At 67.9% G+C, this 22,573-nt stretch carries 21 protein-coding genes; 12 read left to right on the top strand and 9 right to left on the bottom strand.

The features are described from left to right. Positions 1–351: 351 nt before the first annotated feature. Positions 352–1,194 (top strand): hypothetical protein, encoded by an 843-nt coding sequence (locus VD997_10950; GenBank protein ID HYE62500.1) that lies wholly within the window; start codon positions 352–354, stop codon positions 1,192–1,194. Between the two features lie 72 nt (positions 1,195–1,266). On the opposite strand, the gene VD997_10955 is transcribed toward VD997_10950, so the two are convergent. After that, a complete protein-coding gene (locus tag VD997_10955) occupies positions 1,267–1,797 on the bottom strand; it encodes an adenine phosphoribosyltransferase (protein ID HYE62501.1) in 531 nt (176 codons plus the stop codon). Positions 1,798–1,861: 64 nt separating this feature from the next. Further along, positions 1,862–3,070, bottom strand: coding sequence for a formate-dependent phosphoribosylglycinamide formyltransferase (purT, locus tag VD997_10960; GenBank protein HYE62502.1), 1,209 nt, complete (start codon positions 3,068–3,070; stop codon positions 1,862–1,864). A gap of 157 nt (positions 3,071–3,227) precedes the next feature. Here purT and VD997_10965 point away from each other — a divergent pair, with 157 nt between their 5' ends. From VD997_10965 to VD997_11000, 8 genes are all read left to right on the top strand, one after another. Then, on the top strand, positions 3,228–3,578 hold the full coding sequence (locus VD997_10965) for a co-chaperone GroES (protein HYE62503.1): 351 nt from the start codon (positions 3,228–3,230) through the stop codon (positions 3,576–3,578). Between the two features lie 62 nt (positions 3,579–3,640). After that, positions 3,641–4,975 carry a 3-phosphoshikimate 1-carboxyvinyltransferase gene (gene aroA / locus VD997_10970; GenBank protein HYE62504.1) on the top strand — a complete coding sequence of 445 codons (1,335 nt, stop codon included), beginning with the start codon at positions 3,641–3,643 and terminating at the stop codon, positions 4,973–4,975. Between the two features lie 50 nt (positions 4,976–5,025). Then, entirely contained in the window at positions 5,026–5,541 is a 516-nt protein-coding gene (locus VD997_10975; GenBank protein HYE62505.1) for an asparaginase domain-containing protein, read from the top strand. A gap of 273 nt (positions 5,542–5,814) precedes the next feature. After that, on the top strand, positions 5,815–6,597 hold the full coding sequence (locus tag VD997_10980; GenBank protein HYE62506.1) for a MotA/TolQ/ExbB proton channel family protein: 783 nt from the start codon (positions 5,815–5,817) through the stop codon (positions 6,595–6,597). Between the two features lie 37 nt (positions 6,598–6,634). Next, positions 6,635–7,501: an OmpA family protein gene (locus tag VD997_10985; protein HYE62507.1), complete on the top strand. Its 867-nt coding sequence runs from the start codon at positions 6,635–6,637 to the stop codon at positions 7,499–7,501. After that, complete coding sequence (locus VD997_10990) at positions 7,494–8,126, top strand: hypothetical protein (protein HYE62508.1); 633 nt, start codon at positions 7,494–7,496, stop codon at positions 8,124–8,126. The genes VD997_10985 and VD997_10990 overlap by 8 nt, the downstream gene beginning before the upstream one ends. Positions 8,127–8,277: 151 nt before the next feature. Then, complete coding sequence (locus tag VD997_10995) at positions 8,278–9,408, top strand: ABC transporter permease (GenBank protein ID HYE62509.1); 1,131 nt, start codon at positions 8,278–8,280, stop codon at positions 9,406–9,408. A 3-nt stretch (positions 9,409–9,411) separates the two neighbouring features. Beyond that, on the top strand, positions 9,412–10,521 hold the full coding sequence (locus tag VD997_11000; GenBank protein ID HYE62510.1) for an HlyD family efflux transporter periplasmic adaptor subunit: 1,110 nt from the start codon (positions 9,412–9,414) through the stop codon (positions 10,519–10,521). Here VD997_11000 and VD997_11005 read toward each other — a convergent pair. From VD997_11005 to VD997_11015, 3 genes are all read right to left on the bottom strand, one after another. Then, positions 10,433–10,960: a DUF3568 family protein gene (locus tag VD997_11005; protein HYE62511.1), complete on the bottom strand. Its 528-nt coding sequence runs from the start codon at positions 10,958–10,960 to the stop codon at positions 10,433–10,435. The genes VD997_11000 and VD997_11005 overlap by 89 nt on opposite strands. A gap of 117 nt (positions 10,961–11,077) precedes the next feature. Further along, complete coding sequence (gene acs, locus VD997_11010; GenBank protein ID HYE62512.1) at positions 11,078–13,177, bottom strand: acetate--CoA ligase; 2,100 nt, start codon at positions 13,175–13,177, stop codon at positions 11,078–11,080. 191 nt (positions 13,178–13,368) lie between these two features. Beyond that, complete coding sequence (locus VD997_11015) at positions 13,369–14,823, bottom strand: erythromycin esterase family protein (GenBank protein HYE62513.1); 1,455 nt, start codon at positions 14,821–14,823, stop codon at positions 13,369–13,371. 211 nt (positions 14,824–15,034) lie between these two features. Between VD997_11015 and tnpA the strand changes: the two genes are divergently transcribed. After that, positions 15,035–15,493: an IS200/IS605 family transposase gene (gene tnpA, locus VD997_11020; GenBank protein ID HYE62514.1), complete on the top strand. Its 459-nt coding sequence runs from the start codon at positions 15,035–15,037 to the stop codon at positions 15,491–15,493. A gap of 92 nt (positions 15,494–15,585) precedes the next feature. Here tnpA and VD997_11025 read toward each other — a convergent pair whose 3' ends face one another. From VD997_11025 to VD997_11040, 4 genes are all read right to left on the bottom strand, one after another. Beyond that, complete coding sequence (locus VD997_11025) at positions 15,586–16,692, bottom strand: hypothetical protein (GenBank protein HYE62515.1); 1,107 nt, start codon at positions 16,690–16,692, stop codon at positions 15,586–15,588. A gap of 18 nt (positions 16,693–16,710) precedes the next feature. Next, positions 16,711–18,129 carry an excinuclease ABC subunit UvrC gene (locus VD997_11030; GenBank protein ID HYE62516.1) on the bottom strand — a complete coding sequence of 473 codons (1,419 nt, stop codon included), beginning with the start codon at positions 18,127–18,129 and terminating at the stop codon, positions 16,711–16,713. 63 nt (positions 18,130–18,192) lie between these two features. After that, positions 18,193–18,519, bottom strand: coding sequence for a hypothetical protein (locus VD997_11035; GenBank protein HYE62517.1), 327 nt, complete (start codon positions 18,517–18,519; stop codon positions 18,193–18,195). Beyond that, entirely contained in the window at positions 18,519–20,303 is a 1,785-nt protein-coding gene (locus tag VD997_11040; GenBank protein HYE62518.1) for a hypothetical protein, read from the bottom strand. The genes VD997_11035 and VD997_11040 overlap by 1 nt, the downstream gene beginning before the upstream one ends. Before the next feature lie 397 nt (positions 20,304–20,700). On the opposite strand from VD997_11040, the gene VD997_11045 reads away from it, so the two are divergent. Then, the gene (locus VD997_11045; protein HYE62519.1) at positions 20,701–21,876 is read left to right on the top strand and encodes an O-antigen ligase family protein; all 1,176 of its coding nucleotides are present in this window, start codon (positions 20,701–20,703) and stop codon (positions 21,874–21,876) included. Continuing rightward, entirely contained in the window at positions 21,873–22,517 is a 645-nt protein-coding gene (locus VD997_11050; GenBank protein HYE62520.1) for a DUF2238 domain-containing protein, read from the top strand. The genes VD997_11045 and VD997_11050 overlap by 4 nt, the downstream gene beginning before the upstream one ends. Positions 22,518–22,573 lie beyond the last annotated feature (56 nt).

Below are 22,573 nucleotides of genomic sequence, written 5' to 3' on the forward strand. Positions count from 1 at the left end.
GGATAGCCCCGCTCATCTGAACGTGACTCGCCCCTCCCTGGGAAGCCAGGGAGGGGTTTTTCGTTTTTGGGTGCGCGGTGCGGGGGTTGGTGGTGCGGGGGGATTCCGTCGCCGTGTCCGAACAGAAGCGCAGCGCGAGCGGCGGCCGCGAGTTCGTGGAAAGCAGGGGATCGCGGTGCTGGTGGCAGCGGCGGGATGACGCCCATTCGGCGCGGTGACAGTCCGGCGTCAGGCTTCCCCGGTAAGCGAGTTGCCCTTCCCACTCTCGGCTGAACTGTTATGCTCGGACCAGGGGAGCCTCCGGCAACCCTGAGCAGGACGCCGCGCGGAAGCGTGGCAGAGGAGAGAGACATGTCGAAGACGATCGCGTTTCTAGCGTGCGCGGCGGGTCTGTCAGTAGGCGCTTCGGCGGCGAGTTCCCTGAGCCTCCTGGTTTCGACCGACGGCGTGAACTTCAGCTCCAACGTGTTTCTGGCGCCGAACTCCGGCAAGCGGACGGTCGAGGTGCTTGCGACGGTGTCGTACACGGGGACGGGCGCGATCGGTCTCAACAGCCTGATTATCCAGCCGACGCTGTCCAACTGGCGCGCGACGGACGAGCTTCTTCCTTTCGCGGTGCCGTTCGGCGGTAACACGACGACACCGCCCGCAGCGGTGGCCGACGCCCCGGGTGCTTACGGGCGCATATCGCCATGGGCCGCCTCGTCGGACGTGTTCTCGCGCCGGCTGTTCGGTCATGTGCACCTGAGCAGCGGCGGGGTGAATCAGCCGCCGGCGGGCTCGCACCTGCGGATCGCACAGGCACAGGTGACGAGCTGGTACGGCGGGTTCGGCAACACCACTGGCGGATCGGGCGTGAACCTCAGCCAGCGGAGCAATGTCGGGCGGGTGGCGAGCGACCCGGCGTTCAACTCGAACCTGACGAATGTTCGCGTGTTCCGATTCGGGGTGCTGATCGATACCGCCTCGTACCCGCGGGTGCTGGATGTGACGGTCCCGCACCAGGGGCTGGGCAATCTCAACTTCACCACTGGCGAGCGTCAGATCTACTGGTACGCGTCGATGCAAGAGCCTGTGGGGAGCATCCGCGAAACCCCGACGATCTTCGGGGCGCAGATCTGGGTGGTGCCTGCGCCGGGGGCGTTGGGGGTGATCGGGGTTGGGCTGGTTGCCTGTGCACGCAGGCGGAGGTGAGCTTCGCGCGGGTGAATCGCCGCCAATCCGGGACTTCGCCCCGAGCGGCTCAGTCCCGGCGTCGTATGCGGCTCAGTACTTGAGCACCGAGTGCACCTGGCCGAACTCGGTGACGCGGTCGCGGCCTTTGAGGGCGACGAGCTCCATGAGGACGGTGATGCCCAGGATGCGGGCGCCCGCGCCGGAGAGGAGCTCGCAGCAGGCCTTGAGGGTGCCGCCGGTGGCGAGGAGGTCGTCGACGACGAGGACCTTGTGGCCGGTGGTGATGGCGTCGGCGTGGATTTCGACGCGGTCGGTGCCGTACTCGAGGGCGTAATCGACGCCGCGGACGGCGCGCGGGAGCTTCGATTTCTTGCGGATGGGGACGAAGCCGGCGGAGAGGGACTGGGCGATGGCGGTGCCGAAAATGAAGCCGCGGGATTCGGCGCCGACGACGAGGTCGATGCCGAGGCCGCGGTACGGGTTGGCCATGAGCTCGACGGCGAGGGCGAGGCCGCGGGGGTCGGCGAGGAGGGGCGTGAAGTCCTTGAAGACGATGCCCGGCTTGGGGAAGTCGGGGACATCGGCGATGAGGGCGCGGAGCTGGTGGAGGGGGTCAGTCATAGTGGAAAGCTCAAAGCTCAAATAGCAAATGGCAAATGAAAGGCAGGCGGCCGATGGTACCCGGTCAGGTCTCGACCTTGACGAGACTCGCGGCTTTGGTGGCGAGTTTGCGGGCCTTCTTTGCCGTTTTGGCGACGGCGAGGGCGACGCCCATGCGGCGGTACTCGCGGGTGGTGGGCTTGCCGAAGATGCGGACGTCGACGCCGGGGATGGCGAGGGCGTTGGGGAGGCCGGGGTAGGACGGGGGTGTGGCTGACTCTTTGGTGGCGAGGATGACGGCGCTGGCCGCGGCTTTTTCGTAGCGGATCTCGGGGATAGGTAGGCCGAGGATGGCCCGTGCGTGGAGGTCGAACTCGCTGAGGTCCTGGGAGATGAGCGTGACCATGCCGGTGTCGTGCGGACGGGGGGAGAGCTCGCTGAAGATGACCTCGTCGTCCTTCACGAAGAACTCGACGCCGAAGATGCCGGCGCCGTGCTCGCCGGCGATCTCGTCGGTAACGGCCTTTGCCATCTTCTGGGCCTTGCGCACGGCGGCGGGCTCCATGTCGCAGGGCATCCAGGATTCCATGTAGTCGCCGCGTTCCTGGCGGTGGCCGATGGGGCGGACGAAGAGCGTGCGGTCCTTGGGGGCGAGCTTCTTGCCGGCGACCATGGGTCGCTGCCTGATGGTGAGCAGGGTGATCTCGTAGTCGAAGTCGATGAACTCTTCGACGATGACGCGTTTGGTGTCGCCGCGCATGCCGGCGACGGCGTAGTCCCAGGAGGCGGCGATGTCGGCCTTCTTGCGGACGACGGACTGTCCCTTGCCGCTGGAGGACATGACGGGCTTGACGACGCAGGGGAGGCCGATGCCCTTCTTGCTGGTGATGGCGGCGTCGAGTTGCTCCGCGGACTCGGCGTAGGCGAAACGGGCGGTGCGGAGTTTGAGCTTATTGGCGGCGACGTCGCGGATGGCGTCGCGGTTCATGGTGAGGTAGGCCGCGCGGGCGGAAGGGACGACGGAGAAGCCGGCCTTCTCGAGGTCGATGAGGCGCTCGGTGCGGATGGCCTCGATCTCGGGCACGATGTGGTCGGGCTTGTGCTTGCGGACGATCTGCTCGAGGGCGTCGCCGTCGAGCATGTTGAGGACTTCGCAGTCATCGGCCACCTGCATGGCGGGTGCGTTGGCGTAGCTGTCGCAGGCGATGACGCGGCAGCCGAGGCGCTTGGCGGAGATGGTGAACTCCTTGCCGAGTTCGCCGGAGCCGAGGAGGAGGAGGGTGGGTGGGGGCATGGGGAATGTCGGATGTCGGAAGTCGGAAGTCGGAAGTCGGAAGTCGGAAGTCGGAAGTCGGAAGTCGGAAGTCGGAAGTCGGAAGCGGGGATGGTAACGAAAGGGGGCACACCGGGCGGTAGCCCGGTGCCACGTGCCACGGCCTAACCTTGTCGTAATGGGGACTGAGCCACGCAGCACACGGACGGGCAAGGGGCTGGAGGTCGTTGAGCCGATCGGCAAGCGGGTGCTGATCCGCAAGGACGAGGACAAGAAGCAGACCAAGAGCGGCATCCACCTGCCGGACAAGATCGAGATCCCGACGCTGACCGGGCGGGTGGTGACGATCTCGGCGCAGGTGGAGCGGGACCCGGACTACCCGATCGCGCAGTACGACCGGGTGCTGTTCAACCCCAAGCACGCGATCCCCGTGGACTTTGAGGGGGACAACCGGCTGTTCGTGGTGCCGGTGGAGGACATCGTGGCGGTGTTCCGGCGTGAGGGCGGGGCGAAGGCGGAGGGGGCCTGAGGCGCGTCTGGCTGGGCGTGTTGGTTGTCACTGGGGGGTGAGTGGCGGTCACGTTTCCCACGATGCTGAGTGAACTGCCTGAGGTGCTGGCCCTGCCGCGGCCGGCGCGGGTGTTTGATATCGCCGTGACGCCGCCGGGGTCCAAGAGCCTGACGAACCGGGCGATGCTGCTGGCCGGGCTTGCTAACGGTGAGTCGGTGCTGCGGAACGCGCTGATCGCGGGCGAGGACGCGGAGGTGATGCGGGCGGGGCTGGTGGCGCTGGGGGCGTCGATCGAGGAGCGCGAGGGTGAGGTGCGGGTGCGGGGCGTCGGGGGGCGTTGGCCTGCCGCGGGCGTGACGCTGACGTTGGGGAACTCGGGGACGAGCGTGCGGTTTCTGAGCGCGGCGGCGATGCTGGCGGAGGGGCCGGTGACGATCGACGGGACCGCGCGGATGCGCGAGCGGCCGATCGGGGAACTGGGGGAGCTGCTGACGCGGCTGGGTGCGGGGGTGGAGTACCTGGACGCCGCGGGGTTCCCGCCGGTGCGGGTGACGCCGCCGGCGGGCGGGGCGGGCGTGAGCACGCTGGAGGTGGCGAGCTTCCAGTCCAGCCAGTTCATCTCGGCGCTGCTGCTGATCGGGGCGTGGTTGCCGAAGGGGCTGACGCTGCGGCTGACCGGGCCGGTGACGAGCGCGGCGTACATCCAGATGACGCTGGGGCTGCTGGCGAGGGTGGGCGCCAGCGTGCGGGTGTCGGAGGACCTGCACGTGATCCGCATCGGGGGCGGCGGGCTGCCGGGGTTTGAGTACATGGTGGAGCCCGACGCGACGGGGGCGACGTACTTCTGGGCGGGGGCCGCGATGGTGCCGGGGGCGCGGTGCGCGGTGCGCGGGCTGGACTCGGGGTCCTTGCAGGGCGACTCGCTGTTCCCGGAGGTGCTGGGGCGGATGGGGGCAAGGGTACAGCGGGGGCCGGGGGTGATCGAGGTTGCGGGGGTCCGGCAGTTGCAGCCGATTCTGGCGGACATGAGCGACATGCCGGACGCGGCGATGACGCTGGCGAGCGTGGCGTGCTTCGCGAACGGCACGAGCATCCTGAGGGGGCTGAAGACGCTGCACATCAAGGAGTGCGACCGGATCGCCGCGGTGCGGACGGAGCTGACCAAGCTGGGCGTGAGCGTGCAGACGCCCGTGCAGGGGGACGCGGACGCGATGACGATCACGCCGCCGGCGGGCGGTATCGACTGCTCCCCCACTGCCGCGGCGGTGGAGTTCGAGACGTACGACGACCACCGCATGGCGATGTCGCTGGCGCTCATCGGGCTGCGGCGGCCGAACGTGCGGGTGCGGGGGCCAAAGTGCGTGGGGAAGACGTACCCGGGGTTCTGGGGGGACTTTGCAAAGTTCTACACTTAGCGACCCAGGAGTCGAAGGCACGATCATGAAAAAATGATCGTGGCACATGCATGCGGTACATCACACTCATCACCACCGGCGGGACGATCGAGAAGACCTATGACGAGGGCACGGGGACGCTGGAGAACCGGCGGTCGATCGTGCGGCGGATGCTGCGGCGGCTGCGGCTGGAGGACACGCACGTCTCGTGCCAGGAGCTGATGAGCAAGGACAGCCTGTTCATGACCGATGAGGACCGCGCATGCATCGTCACGGCGGTGCGGAACGCGATCGCGGCGAGCGCGAAGCCCACGGGCGTGGTGATCCTGCACGGGACCGACACGCTGGCGGTGACGGGCGAACGGCTGGCGGCGGAGCTGTCGCCGTGCCCGGCGCCGGTGGTGCTGACGGGGGCGATGCGGCCGTTCGAGATGACGCGGAGTGATGCGCTGCAGAACCTGACGGAGGCGGTGTTCGCGGCGGGGGTGCTGCCGCCGGGGGTGTACTGCGTGGCCCACGGGCGGGCGATGGCGTTCCCGGGGGTGGTGAAGGACCGGGCGCGGCACACGTTCGTGAAGGTGGACTAGGCATTTCTCTCGCGGAGGACGCGGGGGCGCGGGGAAAGACAGGAAGACCAGAAGGCAGGAAGGCAGGACGAAAGAAATGCGACTGTTGCTTTCTTTGCGCCTTTGCGTCTCTGCGTGAGTCATCCGAGCAAAACGGGGACGGAATAGGCCGCACAGCCGGCTTGCGTGATCTTGCGCGGGTGTTCAGGCGCGGGTTTGAGTGGCCGATGTTGTCTCGTGGACCGCTGGACGCAGCGTCCGAGAACGTTGGCACTTCAGACGGGAAGGTGACGCGTGGATATCGCCAGCCTGCTGGGCATCCTGATCGGCTTCGGCGCCATGGGCTTCGTGTTCTACGAGGTGTCCCACGGGCACTTCATGATGTTCTTCTCGCTCGAAGGCGTCCTGATGGTGGGCGTGGGGTCGGTGTCGGTGACGTTCATGGCCATGCCCATGGACAAGGTGAAGCAGATCCCCGCGTACATCCGGCGGTTCATGTTCCACAAGGCCGAGTCGACGGTGGAGACCATCAAGCTGCTGTCGGGGCTGGCGGAGAAGGCGCGGCGTGACGGCATCCTGGCGCTCGAGAGCGAGATGCCCAAGCTGAAGGACCCGTTCCTAGCCGCGGGGCTGAAGATGGCGATCGACGGCGTCGAGCCGCACATCATCGAGGCGACCAGCCGCATGGAGCTGATGGCCATGCAGGACCGGCACAAAGCCGGTAAGAAGTTCTTCGACCTGCTCAAGCTGTACGGCCCGGGGTACGGGCTGGTGGGGACGCTGATCGGTCAGGTGGGCATGTTCGGGCAGCTGGCGAGCGCGGACATCGGGAAGCTGGGCGGGGCGCTGGCTGTGGCCGTGGTGGCGACGCTGTACGGCGCGATCCTGGCGAACGCGATCGCGGGGCCGATGGGCGACAAGCTGGCGGGCCGCAGCCAGGAGGAGATGCTGGCGCGGGAGATGATGCTGCAGGCGATCCTGAGCATCCAGGCGGGCGACAACCCGCGGGTGACCAGCGACAAGATGCTGGCGTTCATCCCGAGCGCGACGCGGAGCAAGATGAAGCTGGCGGCCTGAGGCACGCCCTGACACGGCCCCACGAGGGAGAACGCTCATGGCGGAAGAGGCGCATAGCGAAGAGAAACACGGGTCGGGCTCGCACGGGGGCGGCGGGCACGGCGGGGGCGGCCATGGCGGCGGCGGCGGGCACGAGGAGGGGCACGAGGGTGCGCCCGAGTGGCTGATTTCATTCGCCGACAACGTGGCCCTGCTGATGGGCTTTTTCGTGATCCTGCTGGCGATGAACATGGGGCCCAAGAGCACGCCGGTGCAGGGCGGCGTGCCGGATTCGAATGGCGGCGGCGGGCCGGACATGGCGATGGAGACGATCATCTCCATCCGCGAAGCGTTCAAGAACGCGCACTGGGACCCGACGGACCCCAACGACGCCAAGATCATCAAGTACATCACGGACAAGAAGAAGCGCGGGGAGGCCGTGGAGGATGGGCTGCCCGGCAAGCACGCGAACGTGGCGAACATCAAGCCGGGCGAGTGGAAGCGCGAGGCGGTGTCGGTCTCGTTCGACGACCGCTCGGCGGCGCTGAACGCGACGGAGCGGGAGAAGATCGCGGCGATCGCGGAGAAGCTGCGCGATACGCGATGGATCATCGAGGTGCGCGGGCACGTGAGCCCCTTCGAGGAGATGCGCGACAGCGTGAAGGGCTGGAAGCTCTCGCATGAGCGGGCTGAGGTGGTGGCTTTGGCGCTGATCGAGGCGGGGCTCAAGCGGGAGAACCTGCGGCTGGTGCTGTGCGGGAGCGCGGACCGGGTCGTGGGCCGCACCAGCGATCCGCAGCTGGACCGCAACAACCAGCGGGTGGAGGTCATCGCGACCAACGAGACGGTGGCCGGGGACTACTATGCGGCTCCGGCTTCGCACGAGGGCGCGGCCGCGGGTGTGGGCGAGGAGCACGGTGAGTGACGCGGCGCCCAACCAAGTGCACAACGAGGTGAGGCCGGTCGCGCCGGTGCTGACGCCGGAGCAGCTGCGGGAGCTGGACGAGGCCCGCAGGCGGTGGCGAAAGGTGGCGCGGGCGGGGCGGGTGGCGATGGTGGATGGCTGCTTCCTGGCCTCGGGGGCGGCGTTCAGCCTGCTGTTGGGGCTTTGGAGCGTGGAGTCGGCGGTCGCGGGCGTGATGCTCGCGGGGCTGGCGGCGGTGGAGTTCATGGGGCGGGCGCGGCTGAAGCGCGCCGAGCCGCAAGCGGCGCTGCTGCTGGGGTGGAACCAGCTGCTGATCCTGGGACTCATTGGGGGGGCCTGCTTCTATCAGATCTTCTTCAATGCACCGCCACCGGCAGCACCGTCTCCGTACCTGACGGACCCTGCGGTGAAGGACCTGCTGGAGGCCAACGGGTACGGCGGGCTGCTGGAGGCGGCGCAGGACCAGCGGCCGCTCCGCACGCTGGTGTACTGCGGGGTGGCGGTGTCGGCGCTGCTGACGCAGGGGGTGCTGGCGCTGTACTACTTCTCGCGCCACAAAGTTGTCGAGGCGTACCTGCGGGCGACTCCGGCGTGGGTGGTGGAGGTGCAGCGGCGGGGGGCGTGAGTCGCTGACGCGATCGCTTCGGATTCACCCGCGCGGCTGGATTTCGAACCCGGGACTTCGCCGCGGCGGCTCAGTCCCGGCATCGGGAGAGCGGCTCAGTCGCGGCGTCGTGGAATTGCGATGGTAAAGACCTAGGCTTGCATGGTCCTTTATGGTCCACGTCGCCCTGCGCATGCTGTTTGGAGACCGGGCCAAGTACCTGACGCTGGTGCTTGGGCTGGCGTTCGCCGCGCTGCTGATGAACCAGCAGGGCGCGATCTTCATGGGGCTGCTGAACCAGGCGACGGGGCCGCTGCAGAACGTGACGCAGCCGGACCTGTGGGTGACGGACCCGGGCACGAAGTGGGTGGCCGAGTACCGCTCGCTGAGCGACCAGAAGGTCGGGCGGGTGCGGAGCGTGCCGGGGGTCGAGTGGGCGGAGCCGTTCTTCAACGCGTGGGCGGTGGTTGAGCTCAAGAACGGGGACTTCAAGCGCGTGCAACTGATGGGCGTGCCGCGGACCACGCTGGTGGGGCGGCCGGCGGTCGTCACGCGCGGGCGGATCGAGGATCTGTGGATCCCCGACGCGATCATGGTGGACGAGAACTCGGCGCCGATGCTGGGGAACCCGGAGATCGGCGATGTGCTGAAGATGAACGACCGGCGGGCGCTGGTGGTGGGCTTCTGCAAGGCCAAGCGCGGCTTTGAGAGCAACGCGATCGTGTACACGACGTTCGACCGGGCGCAGGAGTACTCGCCGGTGGGGCGGAAGCGGACGAGCTACATCCTGGTGAAGGTGAAGCCGGATGCGGACGTGGCGACGGTGCAGGCGGAGATCAACCGGATTGCGGACGTGGCCGCGTTCACACCGCAGGAGTTCAGGAAGCGGAGCATCGAGTTCATTGTGACGGCGACGGGGATCGGCGTGAACTTCGGGATCACGATCACGCTGGGGTTTGTGGTGGGCGTGCTGCTGTCGGCGTCGGTGTTCTACCAGTTCACGCTGGAGAACCTGCGGCACTTCGCGGTGCTGCGGGCGATGGGCACGCAGACGCGGGCGCTGGTGGGGATGGTGCTGGTGCAGGCGCTGGTGGTCGCGGTGGTGGGCTACGGCATCGGCGCGGGCGTGGCGGGGGCGTTCGCGATCATGTCGCAGAAGATCGAGAGCGACCTGGCGACGTACTTCCCGTGGCAGCTGCTGGTGGGGAGCTTCTTCGCGACGCTGTTCACGATCGGGGTGGGGAGCCTGCTGAGTTTGCGGCGGGTGCTGCGGATCAATGTCGGGACTGTTTTCGGAGCCTAGCGCATGGCGAAGTACATCACGTTCATCCTCTCGGCGGTCGGGCTCGCGGTGGGCGTGTGGGCGGTGTCCACGGCCAAGCAGGAGCCGCCAGTCGTGCCGCTCGCACGCGAGGCGTCGGTGAACCCGTTCAGCAACGGGGTGGCGGCGCTGGGGCTGGTGGAGCCCGCCGGGCGCGAAGTTGAGGTTCTCCCGCCGGAGCCGGGGATGGTGATGGAAGTATTCGTGCAGGTGGGCGATCGCGTGGAGGCGGGTGCGCCGCTGTTCCGGCTTGATACGCGTCGGCTGGAGGCTGACCTGATGCGGGCGCAGGCGGCGGTGGCCACGGGCAAGGCCGAGATCGCGCGGTGGGAGGCGCTGCCGCGGGCGGAGGACCTGCCGCCGCTGGAGGCGGCGGTCACGCGCGCGGAGGCGATCGTGCGCGACCGGCAGGACACGCTCCAGCGGACGCAGGAGGCGCTCCAGCGGAACGCCCTCAGCGAGCGGGACCTCTCGGCCGCACGCTTCGCGCTCGAGGCGGCACAGGCGGAGCTTGTCACAGCGCAGGCGAACCTGGCTCGAGCAAAGGCGGGCGGCTGGCAGCCGGACCTGGTGGTGGCGCAGGCGGCGCTGGGCGTGCAGGAGCAGGAGGTCGCGGCACTGAAGCTGCTGATCGATCGGCTGACGGTGCGGGCGCCGCGGGCGGGCATGGTGCTGCGGCGGGAGGTGGAGCCGGGCGAGTTCATCACGAACGAGACGCTGCGCCCGGCGATGATCCTTGGAGATCTTTCGAAGCTGCACATCCGGGCGCAGGTGGACGAGGAGGACATCGCGCTGGTGGGTGGATCGCCGCGGGCGGTGGCGCGGACGCGCGGCGCGGCCCCGGTGCAGGTGCCGCTCACGCTGCTGCGGGTGGAGCCCTATGCCCGCCCGAAGACCGACCTGCTGGGCATCAACACCGAGCGTGTGGACACGCGGGTGATCGACGTGGTGTTCGAGGCGGGCGCGCCGGAGGGCGCGGTGTACCCGGGCATGGGGGTGGACGTGTTTATCGAGGCTGTCGCGCGGCCGGCGGGCGGCGCCCCTCCCGCTCCTTCGGCCGGTGCGGGTCGGACGTCAGCTCCTCGCCCTTCCTGATTCGCAGGTCGGGCGGGGGCGTCGCCTGGTTGGAGTCGGGATCGAGCAGGGCGGTGATGTGCTTGCTGAGCGCGGTGGCGTAGGGCTCATCGCCCAGCAGCCCGACGCGGATGCTGACCATGGTGAGCATCTCGCCACGCCGCCGGATGCGGAACCAGATCTCGGCGTCGGTCTCGTCGACGGCCTTGATGTAGACGAACGCGTTGCCTTCGTCGGGGACATCGGAGATCGGCCGCAGGCCGAGCTGCGAGATGGCGGTGCGCACGGCCACGACGGTGTCGTAGAAGCGGTTGGGGTAGTAGGTCTCGAGGGCGCCGCTGTTGAAGGTGCTGGTGCCGTACTCGGCGACGGCGGCGACGCCGGTGATGACGGGGGCGGTGCAGCCGGGGAGCAGGGTGAGGATCGCGGCGGCGGCGAGGAGCGGGGCAGGTCTCGGCATTGGAGGTAGCGTACCGCGCCGGTAACGGGGAGGTGTGAAACGGTTGGTCGAGGTGAGTCGCCGCCAACCCGGGACTTCGCTCAGAGCAGCTCAGTCCCGGCGTCGTGGTGTTTGCCGTTACTCCTCGTCGGCACGGAGCTTGGCGACGACGCTGAAGTCCTCGAGCGTGGTGGTGTCCTGCGTGATCTTCTCCACCCCCGCGGCCACGTCCCGCAGCAGGCGGCGCATGATCTTGCCGCTGCGGGTCTTGGGGAGGCCGTCGGTGAAGCGGATGACATCGGGGCGGGCGAGGCCGCCGATCTCCTTCGCGACATGGGCGCCGAGCTCCTTCTTCAGCGAGTCGTCGGGCTTGCCCTCCTTGAGGAACGTGGACTTGAGCGTGACGAAGGCGCAGATCGCCTGGCCCTTCATGTCGTGCGGCATGCCAACCACCGCGGCCTCGGCGACCGCGGGGTGCGACACGAGGGCGGATTCCACCTCCATGGTCCCGAGGCGGTGGCCGCTGACGTTAATGACGTCATCAACCCTACCCATGACCCAGAAGTAGCCGTCCTCATCGCGACGGGCGCCGTCGGCGGAGAAGTAGTACGGCTCGCCGGTCGTTGGGTCCTTGATGCGGGACCAGTAGCCCTTGATGTAGCGGTCGCGGTCGCCGAAGACGCCACGGAGCATGCCGGGCCAGGGCTTGCGGGTGACGAGCAGGCCACCCTGGTTGGGGCCGAGCTCCTGGCCCTGCTCGTTGACGATCGCGGCGTCGATGCCGGGGAAGGGGAGCGTGCACGAGCCGGGCTTGGTGGCGATCGCGCCGGGGAGCGGCGTGATGACGTGCCCGCCGGTCTCGGTCTGCCAGTAGGTGTCGACGACGGGGCAGCGCTCGCGCCCGATGTGCTTGTGGTACCAGATCCACGCCTCGGGGTTGATGGGCTCGCCCACGGTGCCGAGCAGGCGCAGCGAGGAGAGGTCGTGCCGGGCGGGGTGCTCGTCGCCCCACTTCATGAAGGTGCGGATTGCGGTGGGCGCGGTGTAGAGCTGCGTGACCTTGTGGCGCTCGACGATGTCCCAGAAGCGGTCGCCCCCGCCGCCGGGCAGGGCGGGGAAGTTGGGGGCGCCCTCGTACATCAGAGTTGGCACGCGGTTGGCCATGACGCCATAGAGCACGTAGGAGTGGCCGGTGACCCAGCCGACGTCGGCGGTGCACCAGAAGACCTGGCCCGCGTCGGGGATGAGGTTGAACACGAGCTTCGCGGTGTACGCGGTGTAGAGCAGGTAGCCGCCGGTGGTGTGGATGATCCCCTTGGGCTTGCCGGTGCTGCCGCTGGTGTAGAGCAGGAACAGCATGTCCTCGCTGTCCATGGGCTCGCAGGGGCAGTCGGGGGATGCTTCGCAGACGCCGGCCTCGTAATCGTGCACGTGAGCGACATTGGCCTTCAGGGTGCTGATGGTCGCGGCGTCGCGGGTGCGCGTGCGCTCCAGCACGATCACGTCGCGCACGGCGTTGCCATTGTTCTTGAGAGCGGCGCAGGCCTCGGTGACGTTCTTGAGGAGCGGGACAACCTCGCCGCGCCGGTAGCCGCCGTCGGCGGTGATGATGACCTTGCTGGAGGCGTCGGTGACGCGCTCGACGATCGCGTGGGGCGCGAAGCCGCCGAAGATCACCGAGTGCACGGCCCCGATGCGGGCGCACGCGAGCACGGCCACGGCGAGCTCGGGCACCATGGGCATGTAGATCGTGACCACATCGCCTTTCTTGACGCCGAGCCGCTTGAGCATGCTGCCCAGGCGCGAGGTCTGCTCCTTGAGCTCGCGGTAGGTGAGCTCGCGGACCTCGGGGTCGGGGGCGTAGCGGCTATCGGGCGCAGGATGCTGCGTGCGCGGCGTGACGGGCTCGCCCTCCCAGATGAGGCCGACGTCGTCGCCGTGCCCGGCCTTCACGTGCCGGTCGACGCAGTTGTAACAGGCGTTGAGCGTGGCGCCGAGGAACCACTTCGCGTCCGGCGGGTTCCACTCCAGCACCTTCAACCAGGGGCTGAACCAGTCGAGCATCGCCGCCTGCTCGGCCCAGAAGCCCTCGGGGTCGCGGATGGAGCGGGCGTGGAGCTGCTTGTAGGCGTCAAGGCTGGGCACATGCCACTTGGAGAAGCCGTGGGAGGTGGCGGGGCCAGGCGGGAAGGTGCGGGCCTCGTTGAGGACGGAGTGGATGCCGTCGGTGGTGGTCATGGGTGCAGTGTATGTGGCGCTGGAAAAGGCGGGAATACCGAACACGGAGGCACGGGGAGCACGGAGGGAGAGCAGGGAGGGGAGGATTGTTGGAGTGATCGTTGAGGGGGTGAGTGGGTGTGGGAGTGAGGAGGTGAGGAGGTGAGTGGATTGTGACTGAGCGGACGGGATGGTTCGTTGAGGGAGGATGATCAGTGATCATCTTCTTTGTTCAGGTCTTCCCGCCTTGGCTCGTGTTCCGCCTTCGCGTCCTTGTTCTCCTCGCCTTTCCCCTCTCCGTCCCTCCGTGTCTCCGTGTTTGGTACCCGCTTCTTCGGCTCGCGGCGGAGGGTGCTGGGCGTCATCTCGTCGGTGAAGAAGAACGCGTCGCACTGCTTGGTCCAGTTGGCGGTGCAGGGGGCGTAGCCCAGCGGGCGGGCGGTGAGCGGCTCCTTGAGCCAGGCGCCGCCCGCCTTGCCACTCGCCGTTTTGAGATCGAGGTAGGCGAAGCCCAAGCCCGCCTCGTGGAGCATGGCATCAAGCGTGTCGGCGGGCGCCTTCTGGATCGGGTTGGAGCCGGACCAGGGGCGGCCGATTTTGCCGTGGTGGGCGAGGAACATGACGCTGTACATCGCGTCGCCCAGCTGTTTGCGGGCGGTGTGGCCCATGGTGATGGTCTTGTCGTAGAACTCGGCGTTGCCATTCAGCGCGGCCTTTGGGGCGTCGTAGATGTTGTGGTAGCTCGCGGCCCACACGATGACCTTGCGGCCCTTGTAATAGTCGTCGGCGAGCCAGGCAAGGTTCTCGCCCATGGCGGCGTCGCGGATGTTGCCCGCATCGCGCGAGCGGACGCGCTGGATGCGCAGCTGCTCGGTGAAGGCGAGCTGGTTCTTGAGGCAGCGGCGCATGAAGTCGATGTCGCGGGGGGCGTGCACGCGGGTCAGGATCTCTCGCTTCTCGTCCAAGGTCTTGATCACGCCCTCGACCGCCTTCATCTGCTCGGTAGGGCGCGAGGTGGGGCCCTCGTCGTACTCGGCGAGCCACTTGCTGAGGTTCTTCACCGCGTCGCGCTGCTCGGTGGGCAGGATGTCGGGTCCCGCCTTGCGGAAGAACACCTCGACCGCGCGGGGGAAGTCGTCGCGGGCGTTGTGCGAAGAGAACTGGCTGTCGAAGCCGGCGAGCTCGACCGGACGCTCGGTGCGGTTGCTGTCGCGCACGTACTCGAGCAGCTCGCGGCACTGCTCCGACGCGGCCCAGATGCCGAACAGGCCGCGCTGGTGGGCCTCCGAGAGCGGGGCGTTGTTGCGCATGCCCTCGTCGACCCATGCCATGTCGAACATGCCCGACTCGAACGCGAGCACGTCAAAGCCCATCTTCTGGTGGAGGAACTTGATGAGGCGCGACTTGGCGAGGAAGCACGCGCCGTCGCCGTGGGTTTGCTCGCCGAGCAGCACGACGCGGGCGTTGCCGATGAGCGGGATGAGCGGCTCGAGGTCGGCGAAGTCCTCGTCGGCGGGTTCGATGGTGCGGATGGGGACTGCGGCCTCTTTGAGGAACGCGACCTTGGCATCTCGCGCCGTAGGTGCGGCGGTGTCCTGGGCGAAGGCGGGCGGGGCGAGAAGCAGGGCCAGGACAGGGATCAGCACGGCAAGGAGGGTGCGGCGCATGCATCCGGTATAGCGAGTCGGGGCGGGGTTGTCGATGGTGAACTGGCGCAGGTTGCCACGGTCTCCGGAACCCGCGGAGCGGGTGGCTTGCAATAGCCCAGGGTGGAGCGAGTCCTCGAGCGGAACCCTGGGTTCCGGAGCGCAGCAGCCGAGCCCCGGAGGGGCGGCCCTTCACTATGTTGGCGCTCATGCGGTGATGTATCCTCCGCGAATGGGGCACACGTTCTCCTCATTGCTCTCGCACCTCGTCTTTTCGACGAAGAACCGCGATCCATGGATCCAACCCGAAATGGAGCAGCGCCTGTTCTCCTACTGCGCAACAGTGGCGCAGTCAGAAGGCGGGCGGATCCTCTGCATGAACGGCATGCCCGATCACGTGCACCTGCTGCTATCCCTCAAACCGACGGTGGCGCCATCGAACTCCGTGCGGGCCATCAAGGCGAACTCGTCGAGGTTCATTCACGAGACGTTCGCGGATCACCGGCGGTTCGCGTGGCAGGGTGGTTACGCGATCTTCTCCGTGAGCGAATCCGTCTCGCCAAAGGTGCGGGGGTACATCGATGACCAGAAATCGCGCCACGGGGCGATGCGCTTCGAGGACGAGTACGTACAGCTGTTGGACCTGCACAACCTGCCGTATGAGACGCAATACCTGTTCGATGATGAATGAGGGCCGCCCCTGCGGGGCTCCACTTTGGCCGCCTGCACACCCAGGGTTCCGCTCGAAGACTCGCTCCACCCTGGGCTACTACAAGGCACCCGCTATGCGGGTTCGGAGCCGGGAGGAAGTGTGGTTCTGACGCCTCGAAGAGGCAGTAGGGCTGACACTCCACCTTGCGGCGGCTCGTACATTCCGAACCGCCTCACGAGCGCGTGGGTCAGAGCGGCGGGGGGCGCGTCGAAGTTGCGCTCGTGGAACAAAAGCGAGATGGCCGCCCAGCGTCCGTACCGGAGGTGAACCGTCGCGGTCCCGTGCTGCAGATCGGCGGTCAGCGGGTGCGAGTAGCTGATGCCCGCGATCCGCTCCGCGGGGATCAGACGCGTCCTCCACCGCCGCTGGAGGCGGAGGCCGTCGGGTGCGATCGCGATGGCGCGGAGTTCGCCGCCACGGAGGAGGTCGAAGGTCTTCAGGAGCCCGACGGCAAACGCGATGCACATGAGCAGCGGGACGAACGTCATTGCAAGCTGGAACGAAGGGCCGTCCCAGCGAAGGTCGGGGTCCGTGAGCATCGCGATCAGAGGCGCCACGGAGATCAGCACGGCCGATGTAGCGGCCACGCATGCCCACTCGAGGCAGACGAGGGGGCGTGATTTTGGTATCGCAGGGAAGAGCGCGACGTGAGTCCGTGCGTCGAAGGGCGCGCTCGCCGATTGCACGGCCTCATCGAACGCTCGAATGCCGGGGATGGGCCCGAAGAGCCGCTCGAGGGTGCCTGTGAACGCCTGGTCTCGCGTCCACTCCGGCGGTGCGAACCACGAGGTCAGCCCCTGCGCTTGAAGGACGTACAGGTGAGAGATGCGGGGCTTGCCCCTAACCTTGCTGCGGCTGAAGCGAATCCCGAGCACCTCCGCACGCGCCAACCGGCGGGGGCGCCCCACCCACGTGCGAATGACCAGTTCATGCGCCGTCGCTGCGACGTACCGGGCCGTCAACGCAATGGCGCCCGCAAGCAGCAGACCGATCGTGCAGAAAGGAAACAGGACAGCGAAGAGAAGGCCCGGGGCCGCATCGGCGCCCGCGGGCCGGTCACGCTCGATCCCTAACGCGAACATCGCGCTGAACCCCCCCACCACGAGCAGGCACGGCCACACCATCGGCCATAGCCGCCCCGACCACTCCACGCGTTCGCCGCCGGGCTGGTCCCCCATGGCTGAATCCCCGCCGCGTCAGTCCTCTTCCAGCGTCTTCTTCCGCCGCAGCACGTGATGGTAGTGCTGCGCAAACCTGTGCGCCTCGTCGCGGAGGGCCTGGCAGAGGCGCAGGCCGGGGTTGTCGCGCCCCAGGCGGATGGGCTCGGTCTTCTGCTGCACGAAGATGAGCTCTTCCTTCTTCGCGAGCGAGATCACCATGGGCGGCTTGACGTCAAGGTGGTCGAAGACCTCGAGCGCGGCGTGCAGCTGGCCCAGGCCGCCGTCGATGATGATGAGGTCGGGGTAGAGCTCCTGGCCGCTGCCGGCCTCGCCGTAGCGGCGGCTCACGACCTCGCGGATGCTGGCGTAATCGTCGTTGCCGCCCTCGACGCTCTTGATGCGGTAGCGGCGGTACTCGCCCTTGAAGGGGCGGCCGTCGATGAAGCAGACCTTGCTGCCCACGGTCTCGCCGCCGCGGAGGTGGGCGATGTCGATGCACTCAATCACGCGCGGGGCGACCTCCATCCCGAGCGTGCGCTGCAGGCTCTTCACGGCCTTGTCGGGCTCCAGGATCAGGTTCTCCGTCTCGGGCTGCCAGTTGTCATCGCGGTCGGCGCGCTCCTCGAGCTTCTCGATGGCGCGGATCTGGTCGCGGATAGCCGCGGCCTTCTCGTACTCCATGCGCTCGCTGGCCGCCTGCATCTCGGCCCGCATCTCGCGGAGCATGACGCTGCGCTTGCTTTCCAGGAAGCGGCAAAAGCGGTCCACGTCGGCGCGGTAGGCGTCCTTGGTGATCTTGTCGGCGCAGGGCGCGGTGCACTGGTTGATGTTGTAGAGCAGGCAGGGGCGGAAGAACTTGTTGCGGGGGTCGCCGTCGACAATGTCGAGCTTGCAGGTGCGGAACTTGAAGCCGCGCTGGAGGTACTGGATGGCCTCGCGGAGCGCTCCGGCGTTGGTGAAGGGTCCGTAGATGCGTGCACCCCGGATCTCGGGGTCCGAGGGGTTGCGCGTCACGAACACGCGGGGGAAGTCCTCGCGGGTGGTCACCGCGAGGTAGGGAAAAGTCTTGTCATCCACCAGCCGCACGTTGAAGCGCGGGTGGATGTCCTTGATGAGGCGGTTCTCGGTGAGCAGCGCTTCCCACTCGGTCTCGCACTGGAGGTACTCAAAGTCCCACACCAGTTCGCGCAGCTGGCTCTTGACGTGCCCCAGGTCTGCGGACGGGACCCAGTACGACGACACACGGTCGGGCAGGCGGCCGGCCTTGCCGACGTAGAGCACCACGCCCTTGTGGTCCTTCATGAGGTACACGCCCGGGTGCGGCGGCAGGTTGCGGGCCTTCTTCAGCAGGCGGGCCAGGCGCGCGTCGGTGCTCTCGGTCCCCCACGGCGGGGGCGTGTCGGCGGGCAGGAAGCCCTCGGCATCCGGGGTTGGGAGGGACGGGTCGTCGGGCACGGTGAACTGTAAGAACGAGATTCGCCAGTGCCCGGAAAGGCAGTTTCATCCATGTGGCACAAACTAGGGTGGTGCCGGCTTCAGCGGGGGAGGTTTCGCTTCGAAGTATCTCGCCATCTCGGTCAGCAGCGTGTCGCCTTGAAGTCGGAGGGAAACGATCCTGAGCCCCAACCAGTGGTCCCAGAAGAGCTCGAACTTGTTGGAGCCACAGTTAAATTGTTGGGCCGCCATATCACCGAGGACGTCCTCCCAAGGCCTGCCAAACTGTGCTTCGAAGCACGCCTCCAGGACAGCTTTCACTGCTGCAATGTCTACATCTTGACGGGGATAATCCCGGTCCAGATCGAGCGTGAGGTGGCCTGAGGCGTCGCGGTAAAGACGTTCGCGCATTACTTCTTCGAAGCGGCATCCGTCGCCGGCGGAGCAGGTTGTGCGGCCTTCACCTTCGCTTCCAGGCGGCCGAAGTACTGCTTGACCACATCCTGCATCTCGCGGGGGATCTGCTGGGTTTCCATGGCCTCGGCGGTCTCCTGGGCGCCCGCGGCGACGGCGGCGGAGAACTCGGCGACCGACTCGCCCTTCACCTGCGGGCCGTTGACCAGGCGCGTGCCGATGATCGGGCCCGAGGTGGTGTTGACCTTGGCCTTCTTCTTTTCGAGGGTGAAGTCCGCGGCCTCGGCATCGGGGCTGAAGCCGCCCTGGCTGTTGCCGGGGCCGCCCGAGCCGCTGCCCTGCTTGTTGGTGTTGCCGGCGCGCCACTTGCCCTGGCCGCCGTTCTCGCACTCGCTCTCGCCCTCGCACTGGCCGAGCGACTCGCCGAGCTCCTTGAGCTGGTTCTTGCACTCGCCGAGCGCGGCCGAGAGGTTCTCCATGTCCTCCGAGAGCATCTCGGCCTCGGAGAGCTCCTGCGCGAGCGCCTCCATGCCCTCCAGGCCCTCCTGCGAGAGACCTTCCTGCGACATGCCCTGCGCGGCCTGGCTCATGGCCTGCGCCATGTTCTGGCACTGGCCCTGGCACTGGCTCATGGCCTTGGCCATCTCCATCAGCTTCTTCTTCTGCGCTTCGCTGAGGTTCTTGGCCTGCTCGAGGGCCTTCTGCATGGCCTCTGGGCTGTTGGCCGCGGCCTTGGCGAGCTCGCTGGCGGACTTCTTGTCCAGGCCCTGCTGCTCGAGCTTCTTCTCGATGTCCTTCTGCTGCTGGGCGATCTGCTCCATCTGCTTGGCGAGGTTCTCAAGCTGCTGCTTGGTGAGCTCGGCCTTGTCCTTGTCCATGCCGCCCTCGTTCATCTGCTTGGTGAGCTCGGCGAGCTGCTCCTGGGCCTTGTTGAAGTCGCCGCGGGCGAGGGCCTTGCTGAACTCATCCAGCGGCCCGGGGCCGGGCTGCTTGAGCTGCTTCATGGCCTCTTTGATGGCGTCGGCCTGAGCGCCCTTCTCGCCGCTCTTCTGTGCCTCGAGCTTGTTGCTGAGGTCGGTGAGCTTCTTCACCGCGGCGCGCTTGATCGCCTCGGGGTCGTTGAGCTCGGGCTTCTTTTCGGGGGCCATCAGGTCGGTCTTGTCCTCGACGAAGCCGACCTTGGCCTTGGCGAGCATGTCCTTCAGGACCTTGTCCTTGTTCTCGATCTCGGCTTTCACGAGCGTGACCTGCTCGCGCTTCTTCTCCTCGGCCGCGGCCTTCTTGTCGTGGCCGAGCAGGTCGAAGCTGGGGAGGAAGAACCACACGAGGAGGGCCGCGGCGGCGGTGGCGATGGGCACGGGCCACAGCGGCGGGGTGTGGAACGGGATCGCCCGCTTCACGTCAACGCGCTTGGCGTTGTCCTCCGCGGTGTCGACCACGGCGCGGGACCAGGGGTCGTCGTTCTTCTGGATCGTCAGGGCGGTGCTGAGGGACTCGCGCAGGCCTGCCCGCTCATCGAGCTCGACCGCGACCTTCAGCGCCTTGCGGCGGCGGATCGCCGCCCACGTGAACGCGCCGACGATCGCGAACGCGCCCGCGCCGATGAATCCCCACTTCCACCACGGGGCGAACTGCTGCGACAGGCCGAAGACCTGCTGCGTCGCGCGGGCCAGCAGGATGGCCGTGACCGAGATGGTCGTGGTGACGGCCAGCGTCTGGAACACGTCCTGGAGCCACAGCCTCCAGGCGGCACGGCGGACAACGCGGCGGACCTCGTTCATGACTGGCTCCTGCGGACCCCGGGGACCTTCATAGGGTACCGCCCCGGGCCGGTTTCGGTGCGGCCTCTCTATAGATCGGACACCGCCGACCCCGAATCAGACGCTCTGAAGGGGGGAATGGTTCGGGCGGGTGGCCTGGGTTGCGCAGGGGTTGCAGGCCACTCGGGTTGCGGTCGGGGTCGCCCGGGTGGATGATGGGACCATGGATCCGCAGGCCCCCAGCCCTAATGCAGCCCCCCCGGGTGACACGAGACGTCCAGGGGTCGCTGTCGGGGATGAAAGGGTCGAGGCCGCCTTCGACCGGATGGAGTCCCACCCGCGGTCCCTGCGGTTCGCCTGGGCTTACGTGCTCGCTGGGGCGGTGTGGGCGGCGGGGAGCGTGGGTCCGATCTCGGTAGTGGAACTGGCCGGGGTGCCGCTGGCGATCGCCTTCCTCACCAGCCTGGACGTCGTCTGGCCGGTCCTGCGGTGGTGGGTGCGACAGCGGCTGGTCTGGCTGCTCGCGGCCTGGGCGGCTTGGGTGGGGCTGAGCCTGCTGTGGTCCCTCAAGCCGGAAAAGGGCGTGTGGGAACTGGCGAGCCTGCGGTTCGCGTACCCGCTGCTCGCGGCGTGGCCGCTGCTGCGGCACCGGCGGGCGGTGATCTATGCGTTGTGCATGGGGTTCCTGGCGACGAACGCGTCGCAGTTAGCGCTGTGGCTGGGGCACACGCTGGACCTCAAGTGGCTGATGTTCAAGGAGTGGCACCCGCGGAATGCGGGCTGGTGGGGGCACGCGACGGTGTGCGGGTACCTGTTCGTGGCCGCGTTGGGGCTGCATCTGCCCGCGGCCATGATGGGGCGGGGCTGGGCGCGATGGGCAGGGCTGGCGGGCGGTCTCGTGACGGTCGCGGGGATGATCGCGACGGGGGCGCGGGGAGCCTGGATCGCGGGCGCGGCGTTGATCGTGCTGGTCGCGGGGGTGGCGCTGGTGACGCGCCGGTGGTCGTTGCGGACGGCGGCGATCGCGGGGGTGGTGCTGGCGGTGGCCGTCGCGGGCGGGTGGCTGGTCGCGGGCGAGTCGATCGCGAGGCGCGGGCGCGAGGGTGTGCAGGAGGTGCGGGCGGCCCTCACGCAGGAGCAGTACGAGACGGACACCGGCGCCCGCATCAAGTTCGCGAAGTGGGCGGTGGAGATGGGAGTTGAGAAGCCGCTGCTGGGGCACGGCGCGGGCAGCTACTGGACGTGGGTGCAGCGGCGGCTGAGCGAGCAGGGCGTTGATCCCGCGAGCGTGCGCACCGCGCCGCAGGCGCACAACCTGTGGCTGCACGCGTGGGCGACGCTGGGGGTGGTGGGCGTGGTGCTGGCCGCGGCCATCGCGTGGATGGCGACGCGCGGGGCCTTCGCGGGTTTGACGCGCGAGCAGCTGGGGACCTACGACGCGGGGCCGGCGTTTGCGCTGGTGGGCATGCTGCTGGTGACGCCGTTCGATGTGGCGTACGTGAACTCGCCGCCGTCGGCGCTGCTGGCGGTGCTGTTCGCGTTGTCCTTGTGGCCGCGGCCTTTGCGTGAGCCGCTGGGGGGGCGGTACGCATGAGCCCTGTACCTGCCGACATAGCCGTGCACCGGCTGGCGCTGGGCCTCCTTGCGGCCACGCTCGCGCTGCTCGTGTGGTCGGGGATCCGGCCGCACGACTACCCCACGTGGGCACTCGAGGTCTCGCCCGCGGTGATCGGCCTCATCGTGCTCGCGATCACCTACCGCCGCTTCCGGCTGACGCCCCTGTGCTACTGGCTGATCGCCGCGCACATGGCCATCCTGATTGTCGGGGGCCACTACACCTACGCGGAGGTCCCGGTCGGGAACTGGGCCCGTGACACGTTCGGCCTCTCGCGCAACCACTACGACCGCGTTGGGCACTTCGTGCAGGGCTTCACGCCGGCAATCATCGCCCGCGAGGTGTTGGTGCGCAACCGCGTCGTCGCGCGACGTGGGTGGCTGGGCTTCCTGGTGGTCTCGATCTGCACGGCCATCAGCGGCGTGTATGAGCTGGTCGAATGGGCCGTGGCGGAGATTGACCAGGCAGGGTCGGCCGCGTTCCTGGGAACGCAGGGCGACATATGGGACACGCAGAAGGACATTGCGCTGTGCCTCATTGGCGCGACGGTGTCGGTGCTGACGTTGTCGAGGTTGCACCAGCGGCAGATCGAAAAGGCAGAACACGGAGCGAGGAACTGAGAATCCGAGGGATCGATCTCGATCCCTCCTCCGATCCTCTCCGTGAACTCCGTGTT

This window comes from Phycisphaerales bacterium, assembly GCA_035627955.1.
In the GTDB taxonomy this organism is placed as follows: domain Bacteria; phylum Planctomycetota; class Phycisphaerae; order Phycisphaerales; family UBA1924; genus JAEYTB01.